General features: G+C 50.5%; 11 protein-coding genes. All 11 read left to right on the top strand.

The window, feature by feature from the left end:
- Positions 1-54 precede the first annotated feature (54 nt).
- The 11 genes from EDM56_RS10935 to EDM56_RS10885 all read left to right on the top strand — a co-directional run bounded on the left by EDM56_RS10935 (position 55) and on the right by EDM56_RS10885 (position 11,968).
- Entirely contained in the window at positions 55-1,287 is a 1,233-nt protein-coding gene (locus EDM56_RS10935) for an FAD-dependent monooxygenase (RefSeq protein ID WP_122917940.1), read from the top strand.
- 75 nt (positions 1,288-1,362) lie between these two features.
- Positions 1,363-1,950, top strand: coding sequence for a hypothetical protein (locus tag EDM56_RS10930; RefSeq protein WP_122917939.1), 588 nt, complete (start codon positions 1,363-1,365; stop codon positions 1,948-1,950).
- A gap of 110 nt (positions 1,951-2,060) precedes the next feature.
- A complete protein-coding gene (locus tag EDM56_RS10925) occupies positions 2,061-4,289 on the top strand; it encodes a helix-turn-helix domain-containing protein (RefSeq protein WP_122917938.1) in 2,229 nt (742 codons plus the stop codon).
- An 89-nt stretch (positions 4,290-4,378) separates the two neighbouring features.
- Positions 4,379-5,245 carry a 3-hydroxyacyl-CoA dehydrogenase family protein gene (locus EDM56_RS10920; RefSeq protein ID WP_122918269.1) on the top strand — a complete coding sequence of 289 codons (867 nt, stop codon included), beginning with the start codon at positions 4,379-4,381 and terminating at the stop codon, positions 5,243-5,245.
- Between the two features lie 34 nt (positions 5,246-5,279).
- Positions 5,280-6,059, top strand: coding sequence for an enoyl-CoA hydratase/isomerase family protein (locus EDM56_RS10915; RefSeq protein ID WP_122917937.1), 780 nt, complete (start codon positions 5,280-5,282; stop codon positions 6,057-6,059).
- 8 nt (positions 6,060-6,067) lie between these two features.
- The gene (locus EDM56_RS10910) at positions 6,068-7,246 is read left to right on the top strand and encodes an acetyl-CoA C-acetyltransferase (RefSeq protein WP_122917936.1); all 1,179 of its coding nucleotides are present in this window, start codon (positions 6,068-6,070) and stop codon (positions 7,244-7,246) included.
- 24 nt (positions 7,247-7,270) lie between these two features.
- The gene (locus EDM56_RS10905) at positions 7,271-8,824 is read left to right on the top strand and encodes a class I adenylate-forming enzyme family protein (protein ID WP_122917935.1); all 1,554 of its coding nucleotides are present in this window, start codon (positions 7,271-7,273) and stop codon (positions 8,822-8,824) included.
- Between the two features lie 108 nt (positions 8,825-8,932).
- Positions 8,933-9,877: a fumarylacetoacetate hydrolase family protein gene (locus EDM56_RS10900; protein WP_122917934.1), complete on the top strand. Its 945-nt coding sequence runs from the start codon at positions 8,933-8,935 to the stop codon at positions 9,875-9,877.
- A 1-nt stretch (position 9,878) separates the two neighbouring features.
- Positions 9,879-10,379, top strand: a complete 501-nt coding sequence (locus EDM56_RS10895; RefSeq protein ID WP_122917933.1) for a DinB family protein — start codon at positions 9,879-9,881, stop codon at positions 10,377-10,379.
- Positions 10,380-10,396: 17 nt separating this feature from the next.
- Positions 10,397-11,515 carry a cupin domain-containing protein gene (locus tag EDM56_RS10890; RefSeq protein ID WP_122917932.1) on the top strand — a complete coding sequence of 373 codons (1,119 nt, stop codon included), beginning with the start codon at positions 10,397-10,399 and terminating at the stop codon, positions 11,513-11,515.
- A gap of 48 nt (positions 11,516-11,563) precedes the next feature.
- The gene (locus EDM56_RS10885; RefSeq protein WP_122917931.1) at positions 11,564-11,968 is read left to right on the top strand and encodes an acyl-CoA thioesterase; all 405 of its coding nucleotides are present in this window, start codon (positions 11,564-11,566) and stop codon (positions 11,966-11,968) included.
- Positions 11,969-11,989 lie beyond the last annotated feature (21 nt).

Here is an 11,989-nt window from a genome sequence, read left to right as displayed (position 1 = left end):
TCCGACTAGAGGCTTGCAAGGAGAATCGATGGAATGAGTCAGGGGGAGATCAGGATGAATACGCAAGACGGCAATCCGTTCAATCGACAAGTACTGGTCGTAGGTGCTGGACCGGTGGGACTTACAGCAGCATTGGCGCTTCGCAGCTTGGGGTTACCAGCTACCGTTTTGGAAGCAGAGCGAGAAGGGCGCCCGCGTCCAGGAAGTCGCGCCATCTATATACACAAAGCGACATTAAAGCATTTGGAGGAAATCTCCCCCGGCTTGGGGTTTGATTTTGCAAAACACGGATTGGTCTGGCCGATCAAACGGACGCTGTTTCGCGGCAATGAAGTATACGTGAAGAAGTACGACACGCCGAAGTCAGATGAAATCCCGCCGTTTTCAAGCTTGCCCCAGGATGTCATTGAGCGGCTTTTGTATCGGGCTTGTCTTGAGGCAGGAGTAGAGTTTGTCTGGAATACACCGATCAAAGAGGTGAAGACGAGCCCATCCGGGGCAATCTTAACCGTGGAAGACGGATCCGTATGGACGGCGGATTACGTCATCGCTGCGGATGGCGCCCGGTCGGTCGTTCGCAAGACTGTTGGGATCGAGATGGAAGGTCCGCGTACTAATGACTTTTTCCTTGTGGTGGATGTCAAAGAAGACGAGGAAAATCCGATGCCGATCGAACGCATTTTTCACTACCAGCATCCGGCCATGGGCGGAAGAAATGTCATGTTTGTCCCGTTTGCCGGTCATTGGCGAGTGGATTTGCAGCTGCTTGAAGGGGATGATCCGGAAGCCTTTGGCGGCATCGACGGCGTCAAAAAGTGGCTGCCTAAGGTGATGGATGCAAAATACGCGGATCGTGTTACATGGGTTTCAACGTACCAGTTTTATCAAGTCGTCGCCAAGTCCTTTACGGATGTCCATAAACGCGTATTGCTGGCAGGGGAAGCAGCACATCTTTTCGCCCCGTTTGGCGCGCGGGGAATGAATTCGGGTGTGCCGGATGCCATCGTTGCCGCCAAAGCGATCAAAGCAGCCAGCGAAGCAAAAAATGCGGATGAAGCCAATGATTTCATTGCAAAAGGCGCAGAAGAACGGAGAACGGCTGGCTTGTATAACCGGGGTGCATCCAACACAGCGCTTGAACATATTCAAGGTAGCTCTCCTTACATGAATATGAAACGGGAAGTGGCAGCTTCTCTTTCTCCATTCATACCGCGCCTGGGAAGATGGCTCGATGAAGGGCCCTATGGACCGAAGTCCGGCCCGCCCGAGCTAGGCACGAAATACTAGGGAAAAGACACGCGCATCGTGCAACGCATAGGAGCTTTTGACCTTCCTTTCATTTTGGAACCAGGAGTTGAGCGCATGGTTACGATCTTAGATGCTTCACAAGCCGAGGCATTTGGTGTAAATGGAGAAAAAGTTGTAAGCTTGCTGAACCGTCTTGCCGAAATCGAATGGTTTTCGGCTGTGGGAAAAGCGATTGACCAGGAATCGACCGAGCGAGCAGTTCTCGAATGCTCGCGGTTGCTGGGAATCGAAGGGGATCCGGTACAGTGGTTGGGACGGGAGCAGGTGTCCTCCTTCCTAGATGACATGAGATTGGAGCAAAGCCCGCTTTGGATGAAAATAGAATCGGTCCCTCGTAAGATCAAAGAAAAAGCGGAAGGAGCGGGCAGGCTGGACGCGTTGAACCATGTGATTGATTACGTGCCGGAGTTTTTGTTTCACCATTCCTTTAAAGGTGCCTTTCATGCATTTGAAACGGACGGAATGCGGGTGGTACAAGTCGCTGTGGGTGCGACGATGTATTTGTTTGGGGTAGCCTGTGCCTGGGAGACCCTCTCTGACTTACCTGGATGGGAAACCAATCCTTACCTGCCGCTCCTCGAAGCATTTGCAGCGGGGCATTGGCCATTAGGGTTTTATCACAATCAGTTCATGATTGCGTAATCACATTTCATTATGATGCCGGTGGCGATTCGCTGCCGGTTTTTTTCTTCTATATTGTGAAAATGGCATAATTTTTGCTTGTTTTATTGGTGAAAGGAGTTGATGTATGCATGCTCGTTAGCGAAAAAAATAAGAGAATCGGCAATATCGATCTGCACTTGCGAAAGACAGCAAGGCAGCTGGTCAAGTTTGATACCGTAGATGAGACGCTGCATTACTTGATTGAGTCGTTTTGGAAGCAATTTGGCTGCCACTATGTTTCCATCATCCTGAAAATGAAGGATGTGTTGATTTGTAAAGCGAGCAAAGGGGATGGACAGAAGTTTGAGCAAAGGTTTCCGATGGAGCGGACGCACTGTTCAGAGCTGTTTTTGACGGAGCCGAAATGCTGCCACGATCCCATCGACGAAGAGCTTACATGCGAATTCCTAACCCATTTGCAGGATGAAGGCTTTGCTACCTGGTTTACCGTTCCGATTAAAGAAAGCGGCTCCAATAGCATGGGCGTCTGCGTGATCGGCTATGAGGAGGAAGTTCCGCTGATTTTGAATGCGGACAAGCTGTTTGAAGAATTCGGCGAGGACATCGCAGCCGCTATCGGGATCGCGCAGCAAAAGGAGCATGAGAAGAAGAAGATCAAGGGAATGGAATGGCTGAAGGACAATGTCTATCTCGGTTCTTCGATCGAACAGCTGGTGGCCAACATCACGGAAAGGGCAGGCAAAGCGACCGGTGCCGAGTCGGTGTATGTGTACTTGTACGACGACCATCATAACAGTTTCGTTTATCAGCCACCCGCGTTTGGCCCGATGGCGGTTACGGCCAAATTGAAGCTCGAAGAGGATTACAGCTTGTTTCATCATTTTCCGTACGTGGACCGGGAAGGTGGTAGCGAAATCACGATCCCGTTTACGGTCAACCTCAAAACGATCGGCGTGCTCCATGTGGTCAAAAAAGAAGCCGGGACGTTTACCAGTGAAGACTTAGAGCTGCTGCAGCTATTATCATCCCACATTTCCGTCTTAATCGAAAATGCGCGTCTGTACAAGGCAGAGATGGAAGACAAGCGACGCTTGGAAAAACTGATGGTAAATCAACAGGAGCTGGTTAAACGGACGCTTGTCGGTGAAGGCTTCCAGGAAATTACCGTATCGCTTTCGAAGATGCTGGGTCGTTCGGTTGTGTTATTCGACCGGTTTTTGCGCCCGATTTCATCGTTCAGGGTGGAAGAGAGCCAGGAAGAGTTTGAACAGATTTTCGCAGCTGTTGAACAGGAGAAATGGGCTGTTTTGAACGCGAGCAAGCGTGAGCAATGGTTGAAATATGGGCCACAGCATGATTTTGCCGTATGGAAAGTGATGGGAGGCGGCGATTGTCTCGGCTATGTCGGGGTTAGCATCCGAAAAAATGAAGTGGATATGGTGGTGCGCATCACGCTCAACCATGCGCTGGATGTATATGCGATTCAGTTCATCAAGCAGAAGCTCGTCTTGGACGTGAAAGAACAAGTGAAGGACGGGTTCATCCACCAGTTGTTTTCGGAGAAGATCGAGGAGAAAGAGAAGCTGATCGAATATGCGAATTTGTTCAACGTAAATATTTTTCAATCGAACAAAATTGCGGTCTTTTCGATCGAGTGCAAACAGAGAGTTTCCGAGGAAGAAGATTTACTGTCGATCGAGGCGAAGAAAACATGGTTGTGGGAGCGCATTCGGGAGGAGCTTCTGCAATTCGATCCAGGCATGATGGTCTCCCGAAAAGCAGGGAAATACTTGTTGATTGTCCCTGAAAAAAAAGTGCGGGAAACCAAAGACTACTGGGAAAAGCTTTATTCGCGCATGACAAAAATGATTCCGCCGAACATGCAGGAGATGGACATTTTACTTGGAATCGGCACAAGCACGAAAACGTTGGAGGACTACTATCTGTGTTTGCGCCAAGCCTTGCAAGCGCTGAAAATCGTAACCACGAATTATCCAAGCAAAAAATTTCTCAGCTTTGAAAGCCTTGGCTCCTACTCCGTCTTATATAACCTGCAAGAGACACTCGCCGCGAAGATGTTTGTGAAAAATGTTCTGGAGCCGCTGCAGAGCTACGGAAACGGTAACGGCAAAGGGAAGGACTTATTTGACACCCTGCGCGTCTATTTGCTGATGAATGGAAATTTAAAAGAGACCGCGGAAGCCCTGTTTATTCACCGGAGCTCCTTGAAATACCGGTTAGGGAAAATAACGGAGCTGCTAAAGTGCGATATCGATGATGCCGAAGAGCGATTCAACCTCATGCTTGCTTATAAGCTCTATGATCTTTATGAAAAGGCAGAATCGTCCGTGGTATAGGAAAGAGTGGATCTTTTTCCATCACGATGACCATATTCACCTCTTCTGAAGCTATCTATAATGACAACTATAAATCAGCTTCAGAAAGGATGAACATAGTGGATAAACGCGTGATCGGTATAGTCGGAGCAGGAACAATGGGTGGAGGCATCGCTCATTTGGCGGCTCTGAGCGGTTTTACGGTCATCTTGTGGGACTTGAATGAAACGTTGCTAAACAAGGCCATTGATCGAATGAATGGCATGATGAACAAAAGCATCAGCAAAGGAAAAATGACGGAGGCCGAAAAGGATGAGACGTTGGCGCGGGTGACAACAACCACGGAACTCGGCCAGATGGAAAGAGCCGGACTTGTGATTGAAGCGATCGTCGAGGATCTGGACGTGAAAAAGGAGATGTTCAGTCGTTTGGATGATATCCTCCAGCCAGATGCCATTATCGCAACCAACACGTCCTCCATGTCGATTACCGCCATCGCGGAAGCGACGAAAAGACAAGACCGCGTAGCTGGCATGCACTTCTTTAATCCGCCCCAAATCATGAAACTGGTGGAAGTGGTGCGAGGGTACAAAACGAGTGACGACACCGTCGCAACGCTGATGAGTATCTCCAGAGATTTGGGCAAGGAACCGATCGAGGTGAAGAAAGACTCTCCTGGATTTATCGTCAATCGAGTGATGATCCCGCAGTTCATTGAAGCAATCCGGCTGGTGGAAGAGGGCGTTGCAAGTCCTGAGGATGTGGATAAAGCAGTCACGCTTGGTTTGAATTACCCCATGGGTCCGTTTACCCTGCAGGATTTCGCCGGTGTGGATATCGGCATGCATGTGATGGATTACTTTTATGAAGAGTTCAAAGACGACCGATTCGCTGCTCCGCTCAGCTTGAAACGCTTGATTCGCGCAGGACGTTTAGGCAAGAAAACGGGTGCTGGTTGGTACGATTACAACTCATAATGTCGGAACATTAAAAATACAGGAGATGATCTGCATGCAGTGGCAAACCTTGGAGTATTTCGTTGAGAATAAAGTGGCGACGATCACGTTGAACCGTCCACCAATGAATCCATTCAATAAGCAGCTATATATGGAATTCTTTCAATTGCTCGAGAAGATCGAAGAGGATGATCAAGTGAAAGCCGTCATCATCACGGGAAAAGGGGAGAAGGCGTTCGGAGCGGGCGCGGATATTACCGAGATGATGAAGCTGGATGCAGAGGAAGTAGCGCGCATGGGTGTCGCTTCACGCAGAGCGACCGAGCGCATTGAAAGCTTATCGAAGCCCGTCATTGCAGCGATTCATGGCTTGGCTTTGGGGGGAGGCTGCGAGTTGGCGCTAGCCTGCGACCTGCGCATTTGTTCGGAAAAAGCCAAATTCGGACTGCCGGAAATCAATCTCGGCATCATCCCTGGGGGAGGGGGAACGCAGCGCCTGCAAAGACTGATCGGGCAAGCGCGCGCGAAGGAATTGATGTATTTTGGCGAGATAATCCCGGCGGCACAGGCATATGCGTATGGCATCGTCAATCAAGTAGTTCCTGTAGAAGAGCTGATGAACCGTGCCAATGAGTGGGCATTGAAGCTTGCCGAAAAGCCGTCCGTCGCAATGAAAATGCTGAAGGTTGCCGTCAATCGCGGAGCAGGCACTGAATTGAATACCGCTCTTGACCTGGAGACCGCTTGCTTTGGCAATGCTTTCGTCAGTGAAGACCGCAACGAAGGAATGACGGCGTTCGCCGAAAAGAGAAAGCCGCAGTTTGTGGGAAGGTAGGGCGTTCGATGAATAAGGAAATTGTCTTGATCGATGGGGCGCGAACGCCTTTTGCTGAAATAAGCGGCTCCTTTCGCGAGATTACGGCGACCGATTTGGGCGTCATCGCTGCAAAGGAAGCCATTCGAAAAGCGCAGGTCGATCCTGCAGAGATTGATCAGGTTGTATTTGGCAATGTCCAGCAATCCAGCCGGGATGCCCATTATTTAGCCCGTCATGTTGGCTTAAAGGCGGGACTCCCGGTGCATGTTCCTGCCGTGACCATCAATCGCTTGTGTGGCACCGGGCTGGAAACCATCCTGACTGCCGCGCGTATGATTTTGACCGGTGATGCGAATGTTGCGCTGGCAGGAGGAACGGAGAGCATGAGCCAGGTACCGCACGTGATCCGCGGAATGCGGTGGGGAAGTCCGCTAGGGGCACCCGTCGTCGAGGATTGGGTGTGGGACGGACTTTATGACACATTCGGCGGCTGCACGATGGGAGTCACTGCGGAAAACGTGGCAGCGAAGTACGGGCTTACCCGTGAGGAAATCGATCAGCACGCTTTGCACAGTCATCAACGGGCGCTTGCGGCAATGGAAAAGGGCTACTTGTCTGAAGAAATTGTACCCGTCACGGTCGCCGGACGAAAAGGCAACAAACAGGTCCATCACGATGAACATCCGCGCAGCACCAGCCTCGAACAGCTCGGGAAATTAAAAGCGCGTTTTATCGAAAACGGCGTCGTTACACCGGGAAGCGCAAGCGGCATGGTGGATGGAGCGGCAGCCGTTATCGTCACCTCGGGTGAATACGCAGCGAAAAGAGGCTTGAAGCCGATTGCGCGGCTCGTCTCGTGGAATGTGGTCGGCGTCGAACCCCAATTCATGGGAATCGGCCCTGTCCCTGCGATTCAAAACGCCTTGCAGTCTGCTCATTTGAAGCTTGCGGATTTGGATTTGATCGAAATCAATGAGGCTTTTTCAGCGCAATACTTGGCTTGCCAAAAAGAATTAGGATTTGATCCGGAAATCGGCAATGTGAATGGCGGTGCAATTGCCATCGGACACCCGCTTGCTGCTTCGGGCTCAAGAATCACGTTGTCATTACTTTATGAATTGGGTCGCAGGGGGAAAACGTATGGGGCTTCCTCCGTGTGCATCGGCGGTGGGCAAGGGATCGCTGCGATCTGGGAGAGATTGTAGGCGGAAGTGAGGTCATGCAGGAAAATGAAGTGGAAAAACCTTACCGTATCACAAATACTGGATCAGGCAGCAGAGCAAAGGCCGGATCACGAGGTCCTCTATGATTTGTTCAGAAGAATGACCTATTGCGAGCTGCAAGAAGAGGTGGAGGCGCTCGCCGCGGCTCTGGTACGGATGGGTGTACGAAAAGGGGAACGGATCGGTGTTTGTCTGCCGAATTGGCACGAAACAGCCGCGATTTATTTGGCCGTTGCCAAAATCGGCGCGATCGTTGTACCGTTTAATACCCGATACCGGTCCCATGAAGTCGCGCATATCGTGCAGAACGCCCAGACAAAAGTCGTTTTCGTGTGTGAAGAATTCGCTGAACATATCGGGATCGATTTGCTCCTCCCGTTGGTTGAACACGTGGTGACCGTTCGATTTAAGAGAAGCGAGGCGGCTGATTATGCCCAGCTTTTGCTTGAAGGAAGAGGAGGCACGCTTCCTGTCGTGGATATCGATCCAGTGGAGGATGTCTTTTGCATCCTTTACACATCAGGCACGACAGGATTCCCTAAGGGTGCGATGCTGACACATCAAAATGTGATCTATACCGCGGCGCAAACCGTTGAAACATTGGCTTGTGGTGCTGAGGATGTATTTTTAGTGCCCGTCCCGCTCTTTCATGTATTCGGCATGATCTCTTGTTTCATGTCAACGCTGCTATCCCAAGCAAGGATGGTTTTGCAAGAAAAATACAAAGCGGTAGACGCATTGCGCTTGATCGAGCAGGAGCGGGTAACGGTCCATCATGCTGTGCCGACCATGTTTATTCTGGAGCTCAACCACCCGGATTTCTCCACCTTTAACCTTTCGTCTTTGCGAACAGGCATCATCGCCGCTGCTCCTTGTCCGGCCGAAACGATCAAGCAGCTGCGTGAAAAGATGGGCTTGAACATTTGTGTCTCTTACGGAGCAACCGAAACATCAGCCGCCGTAACCTTCACCTTATTGGATGATGAAGAGACCAACATCCTGGAAACGGTTGGAAAGGGCGCTTTTGAAGCGGAGATCAAGATTGTGAATGACCAGAAAGAAACGCTGGAAGCGGGCCAGGTGGGCGAAATCGTTTGCCGCAGTTTGGGCGTCATGAAAGGATACTATCAAGCGCCGGAGCAAACGCACCAAGCATTGGACACAGAAGGCTGGTATTACACAGGAGATTTGGGAACGCTCGATCAAAACGGCTATTTGCGAATTGTTGGCCGCAAAAAAGAAATGATTATCCGCGGTGGCTATAACATCTACCCGAGAGAAATCGAAGAATTGCTTTATCGTCATCCCAAAATCATGGAAGCTGCTGTAGTGGGCTTACCTGATTCGGTTATGGGTGAAATTGTTTGTGCCGCTGTCAGACTGCGAGAAAATGCTGTGGCAACGGAAGAAGAAATGAAATCCTACTTGAAGCAACAGCTTGCAGACTATAAGGTGCCAAACCGGATTGTTTTTGTCGACGACTTACCATTGACCGCAAGCGGAAAGATTCAAAAAGGACGATTGAAAGACAGGCTAATGGAAACGTATGAACCAAGGTGACCCTCGGCAGATGAATTCGGTCATTTCGTTCTGAATAGTGGAAATAAAACAACAAAAAGATGGTGAGGGAAGCCTGTTGGCGACCTCGTTACATAGGAGAGTTGGAATATGAAGCTAGTCACCTATCAAACGAACGGTCACACACGCATTGGGTGCTTGATTGACAATCAGGTCATCGATTTGAACTATGCGTACCAGTCGTTATTGGAATCGCTCGGGCATTTGCGCGCAAAACAAATCGCGGAAGCGTACGTTCCCCCCAATATGGTGGAGTTCCTGCAAGGCGGCGATGCCAGCTTGTCCCTTGCCAAAGAAGCCGTTGAATTTATTCAAACGGACTCACGGGAGCAGAAATATCGGGTCGTGATCCCCGTCGATGAAGTAAAGCTGGAAGCCCCGGTGCTTCAGCCCGGAAAAATGATTTGTGTCGGTCATAATTACCGCGAGCACATTTTGGAAATGGGACGGGAGCTGCCGCCTGTTCCGGTGGTCTTTGCCAAATTCGCCAATACCATCGTGGGGCCACAGGATCCGATTCCGTTCCATCCGATCTCCGAGCAATTGGATTACGAAGCTGAAATGGCATTTGTGATCGGGAAGCGTGCGAGAAATGTTTCCGCTGATCAAGCCCTGAATTACGTGGCCGGCTATACCATCGCCAATGACGTGACTTATCGTGATATTCAAAGAAGAACGATTCAGTGGCTGCAAGGAAAAACGGTGGAGGGAAGCGCCCCGATGGGACCATGGCTCGTTACGCAAGATGAGCTCGGCGATCCGGCTGGGTTGGAAGTTGTGCTCACAGTCAACGGTGAAGAACGCCAACGCTCGAACACCGCAAACCTCGTCTTCACGGTTCCTTATTTAGTGGAGTTTCTCTCTGGGCTCATGACGCTGGAGCCGGGGGATGTGATTTTGACCGGAACACCGGGAGGAGTCGGTGTCGCACGCAATCCTCAAGTTTTTTTGCAAGACGGTGATGTGGTGCGCATTGAAATCGACCGAATTGGCGTTCTGGAAAATCAGGTGAAAAAAACGGGACAGGAGGGATGACATGAGCCGCAGTCAGAAAGCAACTGAGGAAACACATGCATTGCTCAAGGAAATCGTGAACGTAACAGGCACTCTTTCCGAAGAGCAGATTCGCTGGAAGCCTTCCGACGAATCGTGGTCCATCATGGAGGTGTTGTGCCATGTGGAAGAAGCGATCCCCTATTGGCTGTATGAGATGCAGCGTGTCATCCAGTCCCCTGGCACGGAATGGGGGCGCGGGCTGCAGCATGAGGGCAGATTGGAAGCCGTGGCGACAGCGCCACAGCGATCGGTATCGGGTGTACGGCATAACCTCTTGGAAAGCTTACCCGAGATCGAAACGATCCTGCTGTCTTTTACAGATGATGATTTGGCGATTGAGGCCCCAAGCCGCAATCCCCGCTTCGGGACCAAGTCCATGTCATTTGTCGTCGACCATTTGGTGGTAGAGCATTTGGAAAAGCATCTGGGCCAAATCAAGCGGAATGTCGAACACTATGCGTCCGCAAATCAACATAAGTAAAAGGGGTGTAACATGATATGGCAGAGAAATTGGACTTTTTTCAAAGCGCGGTTGTTCAGAATTTTACCAAGGACATAGAACGCTACCATCTGGGACCGCTGTGGAGTGCAATCCCTGATCTCATGCATAAGCAGCCCCAGCCGCAAGCCCTTCCTTATCTGTGGAAGTGGGAAACGCTCTATGCAAAGCTGATGGAAGCGACCGAAATCTTCACGCCTGAGCGGGGCGGCGAACGGCGCGCCATCTATTTGCAAAACCCGGGCTTGGTCAACCGTCAGCCTTGGGGATGGGCATCTACCACCCAGACGCTCTATGCGGCTGTTCAGCTGATTCTTCCTGGGGAAACCGCACCTTCGCATCGGCATACACAAAGCGCCCTCCGCTTTATCACACAAGGTGAAGGGGCATACTCCATCGTGCAAGGCGAGCGAATTTTCATGGAGGAAGGGGATTTCCTCATTACTCCACAAGGGCTCTGGCACGGTCATTCCCACCCGGGAGACAAACCGATGATTTGGATGGATTGCCTCGATATCCCCTTCATATACGGCCTAGGCGGGACCTTTTTTGAATCGTATCCTGACAAAATTGAGCAACCTTCACTTCCCGACAACTATTCCGCCAAACGTTACATGGGGGGGATGGTGCGACCAATCGCGGATCGGAAGCCTCAAATCGCACCGCTTGGTTCGTATAAGTGGAAGGGGACGGAGCAGTCGCTCACGGGGTTGAGCGAATTCGCGCCCGATCCGTTTGATGGGCATGCAGTGGAGTATATCAATCCATCGAATGGAGCAACCGCTCATCCGAATATCGCTTCGTGGATGCAAAAGCTGCCTTCCGGTTTCCGGTCGAAAGCCCATCGTCATACCAGTGCGACCATCTATCATGTTTTTAAAGGAACCGGTTATTCGGTGATCAACGGTGTGAAATATAATTGGTCCCAGGGTGACTTCTTTGTGGTGCCCAACTGGGCATGGCATGAGCATGTGAATCTATCGTCAGACGATACGTATTTATTTTCGACCAGCGATTTGCCGATAATGGAAGCGCTCGGTCTGCAAAGAGAAGAGGCTTACACTGAAAATAACGGGCATCAGGAAATTCTCGATGAATTTTTTCCGCTGCTGCCATAGACCATAGATGCGACGGTAGGATGAGGTCATGCGAAAGGGACGAGCAGGATGTTGAAATCGGTGTATACGTTCAAAGTGGCGTGGGGAGACACGGACGCGGCAGGGATTGTTTTTTACCCCAATTTTTATAAGTGGATGGATCAAGCGACAGGGGGGCTGTTTCATTCGATCGAGCTTCCTTTGTCGTCCCTTTTTGTCCATGAAAAAATCGCCCTGCCGCTGCTAGAAACGCATTGCGTGTTTAAAAAGCCGGCATGCTTTGAAGACGAGATCCATGTTGAAACACAGGTGCTTGAGCTCAGAGATAAAGTGTTCAAACTGGAGCATGCTTTCTATAGAGGAGAAACGTTGCTGGCAAGCGGATATGAAGTGCGGGCGTGGACATCTTTTGCGGAAGGAAGTCCAAAAGCAGTGACGATACCCGAATCCGTTCGGGCCTCTTTGATACGATAAAGCGAACAACACATCAAGCAG

This window comes from Brevibacillus fluminis, from assembly GCF_003710825.1.
GTDB classification, from domain to species: domain Bacteria; phylum Bacillota; class Bacilli; order Brevibacillales; family Brevibacillaceae; genus Brevibacillus_D; species Brevibacillus_D fluminis.
This window is presented reverse-complemented; position numbering and strand designations above follow the sequence as displayed.